This window comes from Corynebacterium sp. HMSC068H04, from assembly GCF_001811255.1.
In the GTDB taxonomy this organism is placed as follows: domain Bacteria; phylum Actinomycetota; class Actinomycetes; order Mycobacteriales; family Mycobacteriaceae; genus Corynebacterium; species Corynebacterium hesseae.
The window spans coordinates 37,804-56,564 of record NZ_KV804013.1; the positions used below are offsets into that span (position 1 = coordinate 37,804).

18 protein-coding genes are annotated in these 18,761 nt (G+C 60.2%); 1 reads left to right on the forward strand and 17 read right to left on the reverse strand.

The window, feature by feature from the left end; genetic code table 11:
• Positions 1-21: 21 nt before the first annotated feature.
• The 10 genes from tatC to HMPREF2792_RS08470 form a co-directional block, all read right to left on the reverse strand.
• Positions 22-1,011, reverse strand: a complete 990-nt coding sequence (gene tatC, locus HMPREF2792_RS08425; RefSeq protein ID WP_070532819.1) for a twin-arginine translocase subunit TatC — start codon at positions 1,009-1,011, stop codon at positions 22-24.
• Positions 1,012-1,199: 188 nt separating this feature from the next.
• Positions 1,200-1,463 carry a Sec-independent protein translocase subunit TatA gene (gene tatA / locus HMPREF2792_RS08430; protein ID WP_070520503.1) on the reverse strand — a complete coding sequence of 88 codons (264 nt, stop codon included), beginning with the start codon at positions 1,461-1,463 and terminating at the stop codon, positions 1,200-1,202.
• An 81-nt stretch (positions 1,464-1,544) separates the two neighbouring features.
• Positions 1,545-2,510, reverse strand: coding sequence for a helix-turn-helix transcriptional regulator (locus HMPREF2792_RS08435; RefSeq protein WP_070532822.1), 966 nt, complete (start codon positions 2,508-2,510; stop codon positions 1,545-1,547).
• Entirely contained in the window at positions 2,503-3,492 is a 990-nt protein-coding gene (locus HMPREF2792_RS08440; RefSeq protein WP_070533070.1) for a helix-turn-helix transcriptional regulator, read from the reverse strand. Before HMPREF2792_RS08440 ends, HMPREF2792_RS08435 begins: the two co-directional genes overlap by 8 nt.
• A gap of 31 nt (positions 3,493-3,523) precedes the next feature.
• Positions 3,524-4,906: a Pup--protein ligase gene (pafA, locus tag HMPREF2792_RS08445; RefSeq protein ID WP_070533072.1), complete on the reverse strand. Its 1,383-nt coding sequence runs from the start codon at positions 4,904-4,906 to the stop codon at positions 3,524-3,526.
• Between the two features lie 47 nt (positions 4,907-4,953).
• Positions 4,954-5,145 (reverse strand): ubiquitin-like protein Pup, encoded by a 192-nt coding sequence (locus HMPREF2792_RS08450; protein ID WP_070520514.1) that lies wholly within the window; start codon positions 5,143-5,145, stop codon positions 4,954-4,956.
• Positions 5,146-5,181: 36 nt separating this feature from the next.
• On the reverse strand, positions 5,182-6,726 hold the full coding sequence (gene dop, locus HMPREF2792_RS08455; RefSeq protein ID WP_070532825.1) for a depupylase/deamidase Dop: 1,545 nt from the start codon (positions 6,724-6,726) through the stop codon (positions 5,182-5,184).
• Positions 6,723-8,297, reverse strand: coding sequence for a proteasome ATPase (arc, locus tag HMPREF2792_RS08460; protein WP_070532828.1), 1,575 nt, complete (start codon positions 8,295-8,297; stop codon positions 6,723-6,725). Before arc ends, dop begins: the two co-directional genes overlap by 4 nt.
• Before the next feature lie 44 nt (positions 8,298-8,341).
• On the reverse strand, positions 8,342-9,178 hold the full coding sequence (locus tag HMPREF2792_RS08465) for a tRNA (adenine-N1)-methyltransferase (RefSeq protein WP_070520523.1): 837 nt from the start codon (positions 9,176-9,178) through the stop codon (positions 8,342-8,344).
• Between the two features lie 36 nt (positions 9,179-9,214).
• The gene (locus HMPREF2792_RS08470) at positions 9,215-10,477 is read right to left on the reverse strand and encodes a M18 family aminopeptidase (RefSeq protein WP_070533074.1); all 1,263 of its coding nucleotides are present in this window, start codon (positions 10,475-10,477) and stop codon (positions 9,215-9,217) included.
• 76 nt (positions 10,478-10,553) lie between these two features.
• Here HMPREF2792_RS08470 and HMPREF2792_RS08475 point away from each other — a divergent pair, with 76 nt between their 5' ends.
• A complete protein-coding gene (locus HMPREF2792_RS08475; RefSeq protein WP_070532832.1) occupies positions 10,554-11,357 on the forward strand; it encodes a RecB family exonuclease in 804 nt (267 codons plus the stop codon).
• 27 nt (positions 11,358-11,384) lie between these two features.
• Here the strand turns inward: HMPREF2792_RS08475 and HMPREF2792_RS08480 are convergent, their stop codons facing one another.
• The 7 genes from HMPREF2792_RS08480 to HMPREF2792_RS08510 all read right to left on the reverse strand — a co-directional run bounded on the left by HMPREF2792_RS08480 (position 11,385) and on the right by HMPREF2792_RS08510 (position 18,746).
• The gene (locus HMPREF2792_RS08480) at positions 11,385-13,052 is read right to left on the reverse strand and encodes a formate--tetrahydrofolate ligase (protein ID WP_070532835.1); all 1,668 of its coding nucleotides are present in this window, start codon (positions 13,050-13,052) and stop codon (positions 11,385-11,387) included.
• A gap of 72 nt (positions 13,053-13,124) precedes the next feature.
• A complete protein-coding gene (locus tag HMPREF2792_RS08485) occupies positions 13,125-14,432 on the reverse strand; it encodes an anaerobic C4-dicarboxylate transporter (protein ID WP_070520532.1) in 1,308 nt (435 codons plus the stop codon).
• Positions 14,433-14,741: 309 nt separating this feature from the next.
• A complete protein-coding gene (aspA, locus tag HMPREF2792_RS08490; RefSeq protein ID WP_070520535.1) occupies positions 14,742-16,274 on the reverse strand; it encodes an aspartate ammonia-lyase in 1,533 nt (510 codons plus the stop codon).
• A gap of 91 nt (positions 16,275-16,365) precedes the next feature.
• Positions 16,366-17,211, reverse strand: coding sequence for an ATP phosphoribosyltransferase (gene hisG, locus HMPREF2792_RS08495; protein ID WP_070532838.1), 846 nt, complete (start codon positions 17,209-17,211; stop codon positions 16,366-16,368).
• A gap of 58 nt (positions 17,212-17,269) precedes the next feature.
• A complete protein-coding gene (locus HMPREF2792_RS08500; RefSeq protein WP_070520541.1) occupies positions 17,270-17,533 on the reverse strand; it encodes a phosphoribosyl-ATP diphosphatase in 264 nt (87 codons plus the stop codon).
• 103 nt (positions 17,534-17,636) lie between these two features.
• Positions 17,637-18,362, reverse strand: a complete 726-nt coding sequence (locus HMPREF2792_RS08505) for an HAD family hydrolase (RefSeq protein ID WP_070532841.1) — start codon at positions 18,360-18,362, stop codon at positions 17,637-17,639.
• The gene (locus tag HMPREF2792_RS08510) at positions 18,363-18,746 is read right to left on the reverse strand and encodes a hypothetical protein (protein ID WP_070520547.1); all 384 of its coding nucleotides are present in this window, start codon (positions 18,744-18,746) and stop codon (positions 18,363-18,365) included.
• Positions 18,747-18,761 lie beyond the last annotated feature (15 nt).

The window sequence follows — 18,761 nt, forward strand, 5'->3', positions numbered from 1 at the left end:
TCCCTAAAAAGGCTGACCAGCTTACAGAACGTCGTCGAAAAAGCCGCTCTGCGGGGGCTGAGTATTCCTCTGTTGAGGCTGCGGTGCCGGAGCTTCACCCGTTGAGGCCGGGGGAACAGGCCTGGAAGATACCGGCCGCGAAGACGCAGAAACGCTCATGGATGCGGACACCGGAGTCGGTGCGCCAATGGCACCCGGACCTTCGTCCAAGGACGAGGCTGTTTCATCATCCAGATCCATCCAGTCTGGGCGCTGACGCTTCTGGCGCTTGTCGTTGATTCGACAGAACTGGAAGGCCAATTCCACGAGGAGTACGAGGGCACCGGCCAAGACCAACATCGAAAAAGGTTCTTGGCCGGGTGTAACCACCGCAGCGAAGATCATGATGGCGACAATGATGATGCGGCGCTTGTCCTTGACGTCATCGTATTCCAAGACACCTATCACATTGAGGCATACCACGAGTAGTGGGATCTCAAAGCTCACGCCGAAGATGAGGAGCAACGTCAGCAGGAAGTAGAAATAGCGCTCACCGGTTAGTGCCGCGGTCTGGTACTCCGAGCCCATGCCCATAAGGAACTCCAAACCCACGGAAAGGATGAAGTAGGCAAGAAGCGCGCCAAGCACGAAGAGAACTACCGCCGTGGAGACAAAAAAGAAGGTGAAACGGCGCTCGTTCTTATGCAGACCGGGCACAATGAATGCCCATATTTGATAGAGCCACACCGGTGAGGACATTACTGCGCCAGCCAACGCGCCCACTTTGAGGCGCAGCAGCAGCATTTCGAAGGGGCTGGTGGCGAGCAAGCGGCATTCGCCATCCGCGGTGAAAGAGATGCGCTTTTCCTCAGGCAGCGAGCAATAGGGCCCACGCAAGATCTCGCCCAGCGGCGCCATATTAAACGGAGCGTTTTGATACCAAATAAATCCGATGATGGTGCCTACCACGAGAGCAAGCAAGGAAATCACGATGCGCCGACGCAGTTCTTGGAGATGTTGGACTAGGGTCATCTCCCCCGTAGGATTCTTGGGCTTGCGGCGCAGCTTTGAGGTCCACTTTTGCTTGCGTGCGCTAGACGCGGGATTCGGCGGTGTACTCGCGGTACTCAATGCAATGCCTCCCTAGAAAGCCCACAGCGGCACACACGCCCTTGGAGTTCCAAGTCCCTTGAGCGTGGTGTGCCTACCGAGAAAGATGATTAGTTCTGATTTCCGTCAACCGGCTTGGATGCGCGCGGCTGCATTTCCGGGCTGTTCCAGAAGTCCTCATCGTTCTTCTTCGATGCAGCAATTTGGGCCTGCTGCTCGGGAGTGTTGTTCTCCTCCTTCATCTCCTTGACTTCGGACTTAAAAATGCGCATGGAGCGGCCCATCGAACGAGCTAGCTCCGGCAGCTTCTTGGCGCCGAACAACAGCACGATGACGAGAACGACAAGGCCGATTTCCAAAGGTCCCACGGTCATTGAGGGTGCCCCTTCTTTCTAGGTTGATGAAGCGTACGGTTCCATGCAGCAGCGCTGTACGGGACGCACGCAGGAGAGCTCTTAGTCTGGCAGTTGAGTATAACGCTCCAGCGCCCGATTTCTATGCTCCGAAATGGCGTCGACAAGCTTTTGCGGCCCCACGACCCGCATTCGGTCGGCTTGGCCGAGGGCGAAGCGGCTAAACCATGCTTCAGAGCCTACGGGCATTGTTGCAGCTATCAGCCCATTTTCCAGTGTGTCGCCGAGCGTGATGTCGTAGTGCTCTGCGAGCCAGGTGAAATCTTGGTGAATCTCCAGCTGCGCAACGAAAGTGTGATCTAGACCAAAGGGGGAATCGGGGTTGAAATCCAGCTTGCGCACGTGCGGGGTCGCGCTGGCGTCGAGTACCTCAACATCGCTCATGCGGTCCAAGCGGAACGTGCGGTGCTCCCCCACCGAATCATCCCAGGCCACCAAATAGGGTTCGCCATCCACGATGAAGATTCGTGCCGGGTGCACGGTGCGCTCGCTGGTGCGGTTGGAGGACATGCTCCAATAGGTGAAACGGACCTGCTGGCGCTTGTCGACGGCCCCCGCCAACGCCGCTTGCACCTCGGACTCCTCGGGATCGGTCGTGGCCAGGGAATCGTAGATGGCGGCGGTCTTTTCATCCATAATCGCGCGTAGCTTCGCGGCGGCGGAATGGACCGCGGAGACGTCGACAAGCCCTGGCATTGCTTCGAGGGACTCCAGCGTCAGCAACAACGCACCGGCCTCCGTTGGGGTCAGGCGCAGGGCCTGGGTTAGGCCCTGGTCGTTGTAGATCTCAATGCCGTCGCGGTAGCTGAAGCTCAAGTCAATGAGGTCTTCAGTATTGCGGCCCACCCCAGAGCAGAAGAGCCTATCGACGGCATCTTTAAGCTCAGCGGGAGTCATTCCCAAGTCTTCGGCCGCTTCCATCGGGGTCAACTCTGGGTGGTTGCGCAGGTATGGGATGAGGTTGAGGGAGCGAACAAGGGACTGCAGTTTGCGTGGTTGATCAGCCATGGTGCGATTCCTCCCCGCTCAAGAGCGCGATGATGTCGGAACGGACTTCTGTCGGTTCAATCACCACGACATCTGGTGCATATCCCGCGGCGGTGCGCACTAGCCAATCGCGGCGCACACCCGTCAGCGCAAGGAGGCCATCCGCGCGTCTGCGTCCGGCGTCGACAAGCTCCGCGGCCTGGCCATCTGGTACCTCAAGGAGGGCATCGACGGTGTCTCCCCGGTCAAGCGCTTCCACGACGAGATCTTGCAGCGGCGCGGTGGGCTCGAGGTGGGTGGCCCCAGCGCGCGAGCGCCTGACATTGTCCACGCGGGTGGCGCGGAAGGTACGGGGTGCCGCGCGGTCCACATCCCACCCGACGAGATAGACGCGATCACGGTGATTGACCAGCCCCCACGGGTCCATGTGGCGGCGAACCGGCTCGGCTGAGGGCGTGGCAAAGTAATCAAAGGAGATGCGTAGCCCCGCACGCACGGCGGTAATCACCCCGGTGACGAGCTCTGGGCTCAGCCTGGTCATGTCGTTGACGGCGGTGTAGACGGGCGCGCCGCGCAGGTCGCGGGAGGCTCCCGAGGCCGCTAGCTTTGTCCACGCGGACAAGCTGAAATCACTCAAACCGCCCGGGGTGCCAATCCCGCCGGCAACGCCCAACACCATGGCTTCCTCGGGTGTGAAGTCCACGGGAGGTAGCTGGTAGCTTTCGGGATCGAGGCGATACACCGACCCTTCCGCGCCACTGCTGTGTGCTACTGGCACACCGGCGCGCTGCAGGGTCAGGATGTCGCGGGAAAGCTGCTTGTGAAAGGCCTCGTCGCTGCGAGATTGATAGCCCTCGACGTTGCTGCGAATCCAGGCAGCGCTGCGGTCGGGAACCCCGCCTTGGTGCGCTGCGCCGTGGAGGGCAAAGGTGAGGTTGGTGAGCCTTTCGATGGCTCGATCTCGGACTGGTGTCCGAGCCGCAGTGCGATCTGCTGACGACATGATGGCAGGTTCCTTGTTGAGGTTCGGGGCCTTAAGCACCTTGGTGCGAACGCATGTAGTCTAACAACCCGTCTAAGCGCGGGTCCTCGGACACGAAGGGGTCGGAGAACTCTTCGGTCATGGGTTCTGGGCGGTTGACTTTCATCCGGGTCCAATCCACCGTCACAGCGGCATTGAGCTCGCGGGCAACGGCGAGGAACTCGCCGCGCAGCTTGGCGCGGGTGGTCTGCGGGGCGGTATCGACGGCGGCATTGCTAGATGCATCATCGATCCACTGTTCCACCATGCCGCGCTGCTCCAGCACGCTGTAGAGACCGCGGCCTGGGCGAATGTCGTGGTAGGTCAGGTCAATCTGGGCCAGCTTGGGGTGCGCCCAATCTCCGCCCAGGCGCTCGCGGTAGCGGTTCAGTAGGCCGCGCTTGATGATCCAATCGATCTCGCGATCGACCGCGGAAAAGTCTTGTGTGTCAATGGCCTGGAGGGTGCGCTTCCAGAGATCGACGACGCGTGCGAGCTCAGCCGTTGGTGTGCCGGCGTCCTCGCGGTACTCCAACCAACGTTCTGCGGCGGCACACAGTTCTTGCTGGATTGCGAGCGCGGTGGTGTTGCCGCCTCCCTCGAGCGGAAGCTCGGCGCGGCCGGTGGAATCGAGCGCGATGGTGCGGATGTGCTGAATTGGATCAAGCACCGAAAGCTCCGGTACCTCAAAGCCAGCCTCTAGCATCTCCAGCATGAGCAGCGTGGAGCCTACTTTGAGCGCCAGCGTGGGTTCCGCCATGTTGGAGTCGCCGACGATAACGTGCATGCGGCGGAACCGCTTCGAATCACCATGCGGTTCATCGCGGGTGTTGATGATCGGGCGTGAGCGAGTCGTCGCAGAGGACACGCCCTCCCACACTTGGTCGGCGCGCTGTGAAAGCACGAAACGCGCAGGCTCGTCGCCCTTGGCAGGTTTAATCATCCCGGCGCCGCAAATGAGCTGCCGGGAAATCATAAACGGCAGGAGGGCCTTGCCCAGATCCTTGAGCACCACGTGGCGGCCAATGAGGTAGTTCTCGTGGCAGCCGTAGGAATTGCCCGCAGAATCGACGTTATTCTTGAACAAGTAGACGGCGCGCTTCTCCCCCTCCGCCGCCAAGGCTTCCTCCGCCTGTACGGCCATGCGGTTGACCATGGCATCGCCAGCGCGCTCGTACGCGATGAGCTGGCTCAGGCTATCGCATTCAGCGGTGGCGACCTCCGGGTGGGAGCCGACATCGAGGTAGAGGCGCGAGGCGTTGGGGCTAAAGATGTTCGAGGAGGAGTACTTCGACACGATGGGCCGGAAAAGCACGCGGGCTATCTCATCCGGGGACATGACTCGCTGGCCATGGGAAGCACTCGCCGTGATTCCGTACTCGGTCTCGATTCCCATGATCCGCCGTGCGTAGACGGGGGCGCTATCGGAGGGCAACTCCACCTTTATTCGCCGCCCTTTTGGACGTAGGAGCGCACGAACTCCTCGGCATTGGATTCCAGGAGCCCATCGATCTCATCGAGGAGATCATCGGTTCCGGCGCTGTTGATGCTGACTTGTCCAGCGTCGAACTCTTGAGAGTCTCCTCCCTCACCGTTGCCGCCGCCGGCATTGATCTGAGACTGCTGTCCGCTCATTGTCAGAGCTCCTTTCGCGAGTGGAGGTTTGCTGCGCTAATACAGTGTAGGGTACTCGATTCGCACCCCGAGCTGGCGCAAACCGTCGACGAAATCGGCGGCGCTGTCCGCAGATTCCAGCAAGGTTCCCACTTCGTCCTGCCCGAGCCGCGTGGTGTCATTGAGGGCCACGCAGGCGGCTCCCGAGTTGGCGCCCTCGGCTTCACCAATTCGGAAGGTTAGTGACTGCCACGATGCGGCCAGGACGTCTTCGCCGAACTTGCGGGTGGCGTGTCCACGCAGATAAGCGCGGGTATCCGTGGGCGGGGTGTCGGCGGCCGCAGCGATCTGGTCCTCGCTGACCAAGGTGCGCATCTGCCCCTTGCGCACGAGCGCGTGGTAGAGGGACTTGGTCGGGTCAATGTCGGTGTACTGCAAGTCAATGAGCGCCAGTTTCGGGTTATCGGTAGCCACGCCGCGGTCGAGGTAGCCCTTAATCAAGCGGTACTTGGCTACCCAATCCAGAAGGTGGGCCGCCTTCAAAGGGTTGTCCGCCAAGAGCGACACGACCTCGTCCCAGGCGGCAAGAACCTTCTCATCTGACTCTGAGGTCGCAGTAACCCGCTCCCGGTAGACGGCGAGGATCTCGAGGGCGGTGAGGCGGCGGCCGTCGTGAAGCTCCAGCTGATGAGTCAAGGTGAGGTCGCGGCTTACTCGCTGGACCTCTGCCACGGGGTCCTTCAGGCGCAGGTCACTGAAGTCAACGCCTTCCTCTATGGCGTCCAACACCAGTGACGTCATGCCCAGCTTGAGCAGCGTCGAGGTATGGGCCATCGTGGCATCACCGATGATGACGTGCAGGCGGCCAAAGTCTTCTGCCACCGCATGCGGTTCATCACGGGTGTTAATGATGCCGCGGTTGAGCGTGGTTTCCAGGGAAATCTCCTGCTCGATATAGTCGGCGCGCTGCGAAATCTGGAAGCCTGGCTCCTCACCATCAGCGCCCAGGCCCATGCGGCCAGCACCGGTGACCACTTGGCGGGTGACGAAGAACGGGATCAGACCTTGGGCGATGTCGTCGAAATCAGTCTCCCGGGAGTACTGGTAGTTTTCGTGGCTGCCATAGGAAGCTCCCTTGCCATCCACGTTGTTCTTGTAGAACTTCAGCGGCGGGCAGGGATCGTGCGTGGCCAGTACGGACGTGCCCTGGGCGGTCAGAGTTGCCACGGCATCTGCTGCGCGTCGCAGGATGAGGTCGCCGGCGGCGTCGTAAAGCATCGCATCCCAGGCATTGGTGCACTCCGGAGAGGAATACTCAGGGTGGGCGTGATCGACGTAGAAGCGGGCTCCGTTGGCCGTGACCACGTTGGCCACACCTAGCGCGTTTGGGTCCACCACGGGCACGGTGTGGTAGCGCTTGAGATCGAAGCCGCGGCTATCGCGCAGCGGGTGCTCCTCCCGAAAGTCCCAGCGGGAGCGCGCACCGGTATGCAGGGCGGCATAGGCCACTACCGCGTGCGTGGACGTCACGATTGGTGACAACGCCGGGTTCGACGGCGTGGAGATTCCGTACTCGGTTTCGGTTCCTAGGACACGGCTCAAGGTTTTACTCCCATCAATTCGACCCCGGTGACATGCGCGCCGGCGGAGGTCCCGGCGACGATCTTGGCCCACTCCTCCGGGTTGGCGGATGTCGGTACATACTCAGATTCTGCTTGTTCCGCAGCAATGGCCTGGTGCAGGTGCGCGGCGGTGATGCCTGCGGGTTGTTTACCCTCCGCAGCGTTGGTTTCGTCCAAAGCCTCCTTGATAGCCAACTTCTTTGCGCGGGAGACGATGTTGGCGATCATCGCGCCGGAGACGAAATCCCGGTAGTGCAGCACGCGGGGATCCGCGTTGGAGAAGTGCAGCGTGACGAAGGGGCGCTCCGCGTAGAGATCCTCCACTGCGGTATCGATGAGCTGGGAAAGCTCGCCCTCGTGCGGGACTGATTCCGGGAAATGGCGGGCGAAGATCTCGCGCGCGCCCTGCTTGGTGGGCCGGTTGACGCGAATCTTGATGTCGAGGCGCCCCGGGCGCATGATGGCGGGGTCGATGAGCTCCTCGCGGTTGGTGGCACCGATGACGATGACATTGCTGAGCTTCTCGACGCCATCCAATTCCGTCAGCAGCTGTGGGACGACGGTGGTTTCCATATCGGAGGACACACCGGAGCCGCGCGTGCGGAAGATGGATTCCATCTCATCGAAGAAGATGATGACCGGCCGTTGGCTGCCATCAGCAGTGGGCTCGGAGGCAAGCTCGCGGGCGCGTTCAAAGATGAGGCGGATACGGCGCTCAGTCTCACCCACGAACTTGTTGAGCAGTTCTGGGCCCTTCACGTTGAGGAAGTAGCTGGGGGCAGTAGCGCCCAGGGACGCCGACAGAGAATGCGCGACCGCCTTGGCGATGAGCGTCTTGCCACAGCCAGGTGGGCCATAGAGCAGCACGCCCTTCGGCGGCTGGAGATCGTATTGGCGGTAGAGCTCTGGGTGGAGGAAAGGCAGCTCGACCGAATCGCGGATGAGTGAAATCTGCTCGTCCAGACCACCGATGTCCTCGTAGGATACGTCCGGGACTTCCTCCAGCGTGAGCTGCGCTACCTCAGTTTTGTGCACGCGCTCGGTGGCAACACCTGATTTCGGCTCGACCAGGAGGGTATCGCCGGCACGGACGGTATCGCGCAGCACCGTGCCGAGCAGCACCACCTGCTCTTCGCCCGCGGAATTGATGACCACCGCGCGGTCGGTGCCTAGACGCTCCTGGAGCGTCGCCAGCGCGCCGGTATTCACCGGGGCACAGCCCTCCACCACCACGAATCCTTCGCCCAAGCGAACCTGCTGCCCGACTTCTAAGGAGCCTGGTTCGAGGTTGGGAGAAATCTTCACCCGCATGGCGCGGCCGTTGGTGTATACCTCAGCGTCGCGGCGCGAATCGTGTGCGCGCCCGGAATAGCCAAGAAAGACGCCGTACGTGGAGGCAGGCTCTGCAAGAGCGTCCACCTCCGCGAGCATCTGCTGAAGCTTCGTGCGCGCATCCTTCAACAGGGCAGCAAGCTTGGCATTGCGCTCAGCCAGTTGTTCTATCTGGCGGCGCTGCTGGCCAAGTTCCTGGGACTGAGTGGCATCGTTCATAGAGTCCACCCTAGCGCGCAGTGCGCCACGTTTAGCGTGAGGGTTTACTTTCGGGCGCGGCGCTGCGGTCGGGGCGGAGTGACGCCGTCGGCAAGCCGGCGCGTCCAGATCAGGAACGCGGTGTGCGCGTTCATGCGGTGCTCCGGGCGGGTGGCCAAGCCCTCCACCTTCCATTCACGCACGAGGGACTCCCAGGCGCGCGGCTCCGTAAAGCACTTCAGCTCGCGGATTCCCTCCATCACCTTCATCAGCTGCGGCACGGTGGCCACATAAGTCATGAAGACGCCGCCGGGGATGAGGATATCGCGCACCTTCTCGAGGTGCTCCCAGGGTTCGAGCATGTCCAAGATGACGCGATCCACGGGGCCGCCGAGCTCCTCGACGGTCACATCGGCCAAATCGCCAAGCCGCGGGCTCCACCACTCGGGCTGCTCACCGAAGTATTCGGCGACGTTGTTCACGGCGTATTCCAAGTGATCATCGCGCACCTCATAGGAGAAAACGTGGCCTTCTGGCCCCACGGCGCGCAAGAGGGTCATTGAGAGTGCTCCGGAGCCTGCGCCGGCCTCGAGCACGCGCGCACCCATGAAGATATCGCCCTCGACCAGGATCTGCGCGGAGTCCTTGGGGTAAATCACCGCGGCGCCGCGCGGCATCGACAAGACGTGATCCACCATGAGGTGGCGGAACAAGAGGAAGGAGCTGCCCAGCGTCGAATCGATAACGGAGCCCTCATCCATGCCGACGATGTCATCGTGGTTGATGATGCCCTTGTGCGAATGGAACTGGCCTCCCTCCTCGAGGACGATGGTGTAATGACGCCGCTTGGCATCCGTGAGCTGCACGCGGTCGCCGTAGCGGAAGGGGCCAGAATAAGCCATAGCGTGAAAAACCTTTCACAAAGTTAGGGGCAAGGATTAACCAACCAAGTATGCCTCAAGGGCGTCACCAAGCCATAGTTGGTCGCGCTCGCCTACCAGCTCACGGATCGAGTGCATCGAGAGCATCGGCACTCCCACATCAACGGTGGGGATGCCCAGACGGGTGGCAGAAATCGGCCCGATGGTGGAGCCACACGGGACATCGTTATTTCCCACGAAGCGCTGGACCGGAACGCCCGCACGGCGGCAGGCAGATTCCCACAGGGCCACGGTATTAGCGTCGGAAGCATAGCGCTGGTTGCCGTTGATCTTGGTCACCGGGCCGTGGCCGATGATTGGGTGATGCGTGGGATCGTGCTTTTCGGCGTAGTTGGGGTGCACGGAGTGCGCGGCGTCGGCCGAGACACAGCTGGAGCGCGCAAACATCTGGAAACGCTGCTCCTCGTTCGCGCCGAGGGCACGGGCGGTGCGGGTCAGGATATCCCCCAGGATCGGGCCGCCTGCGCCGTAGCGCGAAGAGGAGCCCACCTCTTCGTGATCAAAGGCCGCCATGACTAGGACGTCCTTGTGCTCGATGGAATCGGCGTTCTTTGCAGCAGCGAGCAGGGCACGCAGCGAAGCATGAACGGAAGAAAGGTTGTCCATGCGCCCGGCAGCGATGAGCTTTTCGCCGGCGCCAAAGACCTCACCGCGCTGGGCATCCGCGGTAATCAGGTTGAAGGAAGCGATATCTTCTGGGTCTACGCCAAGCTGCTTGCCGACGACCCCCATCACCGACGTCTCCGGAGTACCTACGGAGAGCACCGGCTGCATGTGGCGTTGGCGATCCGGCTTGAATTCATCTTTGCGGTAGAGGTGGATCGCCAAGGAAGGCAAGCGCAGCAAGGGTCCGGTATTGACCAAGTGGCGGTTGCCATCCTTCGTGATGACCTGGCCGCCGACGGTGAGCTCGCGGTCGAACCAGCTGTGGAGAAGCACCCCGCCATAGACCTCGACGGCTACCTGCTGCCACCCTGCGGAATCGAAGTCCGGGGTGGGCTTGAGAGCCAGGCCGGGTGAATCGGTGTGGGAGCCGATAATGCGGAAGCCGGAATCCGGGCCGGCGCCTTCGGGGACATACCATGCCATGACCGCACCACCCCGGACCATGACATGACCGCCTGGTGCTGCTGACCATTCGTCAGACTCATCTTGGCGGCTAAAGCCGGCGGCGACGAGCGTGCGCGCCACCTCTTCAGCCGCGTGATAGGACGAGGGGCTGGCTGCGATGAAATCAAGAAACTCTTGCGTAGTGCTCATGCCATCTAGCTTGCCACGGACGGTCGGGAGATGCGGGAAGGTTCGCGGTGGGCTATGCGCTAGGCTGAGAAACACTATGCCGAAACGACTAGCCCTCTCCCCTTCCCGTGCCTCCGACTACAAACAATGCCCGCTGCTCTATCGCTTCCGGGCTATTGACAAGTTGCCCGAGCCCAAGACGAAGGCCCAGGTGAAGGGAACGCTGGTCCACGCTGTGCTGGAGAAGATGCACCAGCTGTCCCGCGAGCAACGTGAGTACCCAGCCGCGGTGAAGATGATTAAGCCCGAATGGGCGGTGATGCTGGACAAAGACCCTGAGCTGCGTGATTTAGTGCCGGAGCCCGAAGAACTGGACTTCTTCGTCGAGGCGCGCGAATTGGTCAAGGGCTACTTCCAGATGGAAAACCCCCAAGGTTTTGACGCCCACAAGTGCGAGATGTACGTCGATACAGTTCTGCCCAACGGCGTGCCCGTCCGCGGGTTCATCGACCGCGTTGATGTTGCTCCCACCGGCGAGGTACGCGTGGTGGACTATAAGACCGGTAAGAAGCCGCTCCCCCGCTATTCCCAGGACGCGCAGTTCCAGATGAACTTCTACGCGCTGGTGTACTGGCGGCTGCTCGGCACCATCCCCACGCAGTTGCGGCTGATGTACCTCAAGGTCCTGGATTCGATGTTCCTCACGCCGGGGCCGGAGGAGCTCGAGTACTTCGAGCGCGACCTGGGTGAGCTCTGGGCCAAGATCGAAGGCGATGGCAAGTCCGGTGACTTCAGGCCCAAGACCTCGAAGCTCTGCGGCTGGTGTTCTTTCCAAGACCTATGCCCCGCCTTCGGCGGCACGCCACCCGAGTATCCCGGGTGGCCGGACCAGGCTTCGTAGACTGCGCCGCGTAGAGCGTGCCGCGGCTTAGAACAGGCCAGAGATGGAACCGTCTGCGGCAACATCGATGTTGTTGGCCGCGGGCTTCTTCGGCAGACCCGGCATGGTCATGACGTCACCTGTCAGCGCCACGATGAAGCCGGCACCAGTGCGGGGCTGCAGTTCGCGGACATGAAGGACGTGGCCTTCCGGGGCGCCGAGCTGGCTCGTATCATCCGAGAAGGAATATTGAGTCTTCGAGATCACGACTGGGAACTCCTCCCAACCGTTGTCCTTGATGTACTTCAAATCCTTCAGCGCCTTAGACGAGTACTCCACCCGCTCGGCGCGGTAGATTTCCCTCGCAATGGTGTCGATGGAGGCCTCGATGCCCTCAGCGGGATCATAGAGCTGGTGGGAGTTACCCTCGGAAAGATTCTCCAGAAGGCGCTCAGCCAGCGCTGTTGCTCCCGCTCCGCCCTTGGCCCACACTTCTGCTTCTTCGAGCGCGACGTCGAAATCGGCGGCCCACTGGCGCATGAACTCGCGCTCGGCCTCGGTATCGCTCCAGAAGAGGTTGAGTGCGACCACTGGCTTGAGGCCAAATTTGCGCACGTTCTCAACGTGGCGCTCGAGGTTCACCACGCCCTTCTTTAGTGCCTCCAGGTTCTCGGTGGTGAGTTCCTCGCGGGGCTGTCCGCCGTTGTACTTCTGGGAGCGGATAGTCGCAACAACGACGGCGCCGGCGACGTCAAGGTCACCGAAGCGGGACTTGATATCCATGAACTTTTCGCCGCCGAGATCTGCACCGAAACCTGCCTCCGTGAGGACAATGTCACCGAAGCGCATGGCCGTTTGGGTCGCCAGCAGAGTATTGCAGCCGTGAGCGATATTGGCGAAGGGGCCGCCATGGACGAAGGCAGGGGTGCCGCCCAGGGTCTGGACCAGGTTAGGGTTCAGGGCATCACGCATGAGCGCCGTCAGCGCGCCTTCTGCTCCCAACTCGCGGGCGGTTACTGGCTTTTGGTCGTAGGTGTAGCCCACAGTGATGTCACCGAGACGCTTCTTTAGGTCTGCCAAGTCGGTTGCGAGGCCGAGGATGGCCATGATTTCCGACGCCGCCGTAATGGTGAAGCCAGTCTCCCCCGGCACGCCATGGGCGGGGCCACCAAGCCCGGTAACGACGTTGCGCAGGGCGCGATCATTGACGTCTACGCAGCGCTGCCACGTAATGCGCCTTGGATCGAAGTTGAGCGCATTGCCCTGGTGGATGTGGTTATCGATGATGGCGGCCAAGGTATTGGTGGCCGCAGCGATAGCGTGGAAGTCACCGGTGAAGTGGAGGTTGATGTCCTCCATTGGGACAACCTGAGAGTAGCCGCCACCGGCGGCACCGCCCTTGATGCCCATGACTGGGCCCTGGGAAGGCTCACGAAGAGCGACGATTGCCTTCTTGCCCAGCTGCGTCAGAGCATCGGTCAAACCGATAAGAACAGTAGATTTACCCTCGCCGGCCGGCGTCGGTGAGACGCCGGTGACGAGGACGAGCTTGCCATTAGCGGGAATATCTCCTACCTGGGTGATATCTACCTTGGCTTTGTTCTTCCCATAAGGAATAAGGGCGGGCGCCGGGATACCGGCGCGGGCTGCAATATCCGTGATGGGTTCGAGCTGGTGGGCTTGGGCAATGTCAACATCGGAAGGTTGCGTAGTCATGCCCACCAGCTTAGCGCGCTATGGAAGCGCTTTGAGCAACATCAAATAATTTCTAGATGATGCTAGTTTGTGCTAGATAAGGACCGCACCGAAGGCGTAGCACAGGAGGACCGACAAGACGATGCTCACAGTGCCTGGGATGATGAACGGGTGGTTGAAGACAGCCTTGCCAATGCGAGTCGAGCCAGTGTCATCCATTTCGACGGCGGCCAACAAGGTCGGGTACGTCGGCAGGATGAACAGCGCGGACACTGCTGGGAAGGCAGCCACTGCGGTAAGCGGGTTGACGCCGAGGGCCAGGGCTGCCGGCATGAGAGCCTTGGTGGTTGCGGCCTGCGAGTACAGGAGCGCCGCAGCGAAGAAGAGCACGATGGCCAGCAGCCACGGGGCGGACTCAATGATGGACCCGGAGATGGCCTGGATGTCCTCCATGTAGTGGTTGATCAGCGTGGTACCCAACCATGCGACACCGAGCACGCAGATACAGGCGGACATACCCGACTTGAAGACAGGCGTGTTGAGTACATCGCCGGCGGGGACCTTGGTGACCATGACGATGAGTGTTGCGGCGGTGAGCATCACTGTCATGATGGCCTCGTTACGCGGCAGCGTCGGTTCCTCGATAAGACCCACCTGGGATGAGGTAAGGGTGGCCCACAGCATCACGATGACGATGGCGACGAGGAAGATGATGACCGAGGTCTTTGCACCTTGTGCCGGAGCGTAGTTCTGGGAACCCTGCGGCAGCTTCACCAAGCCCTGGGCCTTGCGCTCTTGGTAAACGGGGTCATCTTCGAGTTCTGCGCCCGAGCGGTTTGCTACCCAAGCGGCAGGGAAAATGGAGAGGAACGTAGCCGGAATGAGGACCGCGAGGATCTGCAAATAGCCCACGCCCATCGGCTCCAGCAGCGAAGCCAACAGAACGACGGCTGCGGAAATAGGTGAGGCACAGATTGCCATCTGCGAGGCTACGACGGAAATCGAAAGCGGACGGGAAGGACGGACCTTGCCTTCCTTCGCTACCTCAACGATAACCGGGAGCGTGGAGAACGCCGTGTGGCCGGTGCCCGCTAGGACGGTCATCAACCACGTAACGATAGGTGCGTAGAACGTGATCCTCTTTGGGTTCTTGCGAAGAAACTTTTCGGCAAGGTAGACCAGATAGTCCATACCGCCAGCGCGCTGCATGGCAGCAATGGCGGCGATCACGGTCATGATGATGCCAATGACATCAAAGGGGATGTCTTCACGCGTTACGGGGACACCGGTGAGGCCGAGTAGTAGAACGCCCAAGCCGCCGGCCATACCAATACCGATCGAACCAATTCGGGCACCGAGATAAATCGCCGCAAGGACGATAATGATGTGCACAACAACCATTATGTAACTCCAATATGTGCAGGTGAACTGCGGTATGGGTGGTAATTCGCGCTGTGGTCAGTACACGACCTGGGCGCGACAACTGACAGTTCTAATTTTGCCCTATTTATGTGGCTTTGGCGAGAATCCAGGCCCGATTGTGTCCGTTTACACACCGATGCCAACCACTGCTCCCCCATCGGGGTGTCCACGGTGTCGGTAGCATCAGTTGGATTGAAAACAGCCAAACGCCCGTACCACCTTCAGCGAGGCAGTACGGGCGTGGACGAAACAGCAGAGCGTATTTACAACACTGGTGCTGACGACGGTTTATTCATCGATGTAGAGCTGACCGCGGAACTCCGGGTGCATGAGGTTCTCAACGGACAGAACCTTGTTAAGGGTCTCCTCGTCGAGCAGGCCCTTCTCCAGAACGAGCTCCTTGACGCCCTTGCCGGTCTTGAGGGACTCCTTAGCAATCATGTCACCGTTGTGGTGACCAATGAACGGGTTCAGGTAGGTGACAATACCGATGGAGTTCTCAACGTACGCGCGGCAAACATCAGCGTTAGCCGTGATGTCCACGACGCACTTCTCACGCAGGGTGTCGACGGCGTTGCCCATGATGCGGATGGACTGGAACAGTGCCTCTCCGATAACCGGCTCCATGACGTTGAGCTGCAGCTGACCAGCCTCGGCAGCCATGGTGACTACGTGGTCATTACCGAAGATCTTGAAGCAGACCTGGTTAACAACCTCCGGGATAACCGGGTTGACCTTACCCGGCATGATGGAGGAACCGGCCTGACGCGGTGGCAGGTTGATCTCTGCCAGGCCGGCGCGCGGGCCAGAGGCCAGCAGGCGCAGGTCGTTACAGATCTTGGCCAGCTTCATCGCTGCGCGCTTAATGGTGGAGTGCAGAAGCACGTAGGCGCCACAGTCGGAGGTTGCTTCAATGAGGTCGCGGGCGGTCTTGATCTCAAGGCCCGTCACCTCAGACAGTGCTGCGGTGACCTGGTGGCGGTAGCCGGCCGGGGTGTTCACGCCGGTACCGATGGCGGTTGCGCCGAGGTTGATCTCCAGCAGGCGCTTCTGGGCGTCACGCAGGATGGCCTGCTCTTCGGCCAAGTTGTGAGCGAAGGCCTTGAATTCGTCACCCAGGGTCATCGGCACTGCGTCCTGCAGCTGGGTGCGGCCCATCTTCAGGATGTCAACGAACTCATTGCCCTTGGCGTGGAACGCAGCCTGCAGCGCGTCGATACGCTCAATGAGGTCCTCCATCGCGTAGTAGATGCCGAGACGGAAGCCGGTCGGGTACGCGTCGTTGGTGGACTGGGACATGTTGACATCATCGTTCGGGTTGATGATGTCGTAGGCACCCTTTTCCTCACCGAGGTGCTCGAGCGCCAGGTTGGCCACAACCTCGTTGGTGTTCATGTTGAGCGAGGTGCCAGCGCCACCCTGGAAGACATCCAGCGGGAACTGGTCCATGCAGCGGCCTTCTTCGAGAATCTGGTCACAGGCCCAGATAATTGCTTCTGCCTTCTTCTTCGGAAGAACGTGCAGGCGGCGGTTGGCCATAGCGGTGGCCTTCTTGACCTGGACCATGCCGCGGATGAAGTCCGGGATGGTGTTGATGGTCACGTAGGAAATCTGGAAGTTTTCGATAGCGCGGAGCGTGTGAACGCCGTAGTACGCATCGTTCGGAACTTCCAGGGAGCCGAGAAGGTCAGTCTCAGTACGCGTCTTCTTGCTAGAGGCGGACTTCGAAGACTTGTTGGTGGCCTTTTCTTCGACCTGGGACTTTACATCCTTGGTCTCTTTGGCCTCTGCTTGTGCATCCTTCTTAGTTGTCTTTGCCATCGGGGCTGACTCCTTGCATAAAAATCGAAGAACGATGATGGTCAGTCCCCATCGTAGCTAGGAGCCCGAATAAAATGTTTGGAATCTCCCCCTAAAAGCGGGCAATCCGAAGATCCGAGGCAAGAATTGCCTCTGCCCCGAGCTCTTCGAGGCTGTCCATAACTTGGTTGGCCAGGTTGCGGGGAACCATGACGCGCACGGCAACCCACCCTTCACGGGCCAAAGGAGAGATGGTCGGTCCTGTAAGCCCAGGGGTCACCGCCTCGACGTCTGGCAACTTTTCTTCTGCCACGTTGTAGTCCAGCATGACGTAGTGGCGCGCATTGAGGATTCCTCGAATGCGGCTAAGCACAACGTTTTCATCAGCGGTGACGTCTTCTCCCTCACGCTTTATCACCACGGCCTCCGAGGAGACGATGGGGTCGCCGAAGGGTTCAAGCCCCTGCTGGCGGAGGGTGGCTCCTGTGGAGACAACGTCGGCAATGACGTCCGCGACTCCAAGGTGAATCGAAATCTCTACTGCACCGTCAAGGCGGATAACCTCGGCATCGATTCCATTGGCAGCGAGGTGATCGCGTACCACGTTGGGATAGGACGTGGCGATGCGCTTGCCTTGCAGCTTGGCGACGTCCCACTGCTCCCCTGCTGGTGCGGCGTAACGGAAGGTCGAGCCGCCAAAATTGAGTGCTAGAACTTCATTGAATTTCGCTCGGGAATCGAGCGCCAAGTCTCGACCAGTAATTCCCAGATCCAAGACGCCTTGTGCCACGTAGATAGCGATATCCTTTGGGCGCAGAAAGAAGAACTCGACTCCGTTCTCCTCGTCCACGACGTTGAGCGATTTACTGTGTCCGCGGCCCTTGTAGCCGGCTTCCTTGAGGATTTCAAGGGCTGCCTCGGACAGCGATCCCTTGTTGGGGACGGCGATTTTGATCATCAGTGTGTGGTGCTTTCTACGCTGAATACGGTGAATGGTGGGACGGCTTTATGGCCGATTAAAGGTAGGTGTAAATGTCTTCGAGCTTCAGGCCACGCTTATGGGCCATAACCTGGAGCCAATACAGCAGCTGTGACATCTCCTCAGCGAGCTCTTCATCAGACTGGTATTCCGCGGCGATCCACACTTCGCCAGCCTCTTCGATGATCTTCTTGCCCAGATGGTGGATGCCTTTGTCAAAAGACTCCACGGTGCCGGAGCCCTCAGGGCGTTCGGCGATCTTCTGGGACAGTTCCTCAAATAGGCTCTCAAAATTCTTCACGGTGGTTTATTCTTCCACACCGCTGCATAAAATTCTGCTAGTCGGCCGAAATTCTCAGTTACGCAAAGCCGGCTGACATGATGCGCAACTGAAATCGGTACGTCTAGTCGGCGCGCAACCGGCTAAACCACTCGTGAACATTGGCCGCCGTCGCCCCCTTCAGATGACGGTGAGCAGAGCCCCGGAGGTCAGTAATTTCGGTGGCTTGCTCGGGCACCGCGACGTGGTCTCCCTCCGGCAGTCCGATGACGGTGCACCCGGCGTCGACAGCCGCGCGCATACCTGCCGCAGAGTCTTCGAATACAAGGCAGTCCCGTGGATCGGCACCCACTCGACGCGCCGCTTCGATATACATATCGGGGGCAGGTTTGCCCTGGGGAACTTCGTCACCGCAAATCGTGTCGACGAAGTACTCGCGGCCTAAGGCCGCAATCGCGGAATCAGCCACATATCGTTCCGTGTTCGTGGTCACGATCATCGGCATTCCCAGGCCCTTGAGTTCGTCGAGCAGCTCGGGAATCCCCGGGAAAATCTCCAGGTGTTGGGCAAAAAGGGACCTGATGTAATCAAACATGAGCGCACGGTAGCGTTCGTTATCACCTGGTCGAAGCGTAACGCCTGCTTTGTGCGCACAGATGCTGAGGGTGTCCTCGAAGGTAGCGCCAACCGTGGCTAAGCGCTCCGTGGGTGTTAAGCGGCGCCCCAGTGTTTCAGAGAGATAAAAAGTGGCCTCTTCCCACAGGGGCTCGGAGTTGGTCAGTGTGCCGTCCATATCCCAAAAGATTGCTGCTGGACGGGTAGTGAAAGCGGAAGTTGCGTGGTCAGTCAATTAGAAGTCCAGCTCCGGAAGCTGCGCGAGTGCCTCATCGTCCGCACCGGTTGCCGCAGAGGCGGAGTGAATAAGCTCCGTGAGCTCTTCCTTCTCTTCCGGTTCCAGCACTGCATCTGCGTTTTCTTGGTTGAAGGCCGCGAGCTTGTCCACGGTGGGGCGTACCGCGGCGCTCAGGAGTGACCCTTCAGGGTCATCCGGCAGCTTATCCATATCGTCGAGGAAGGACTCCAAGATAGTGCGAAGGCGTGGGAGTACCGCGGCATCAAACGGGGCCTCCCAGAATTCCTTTTCTTCTTCCTTGAGGTAATCCCCGGTAGCGAAGGACTGTAGGTTGGACATGAACTCATCAACGGTGGGCTGGAATTCTGCACGAATCGTCATGAGCTAAATCATGCC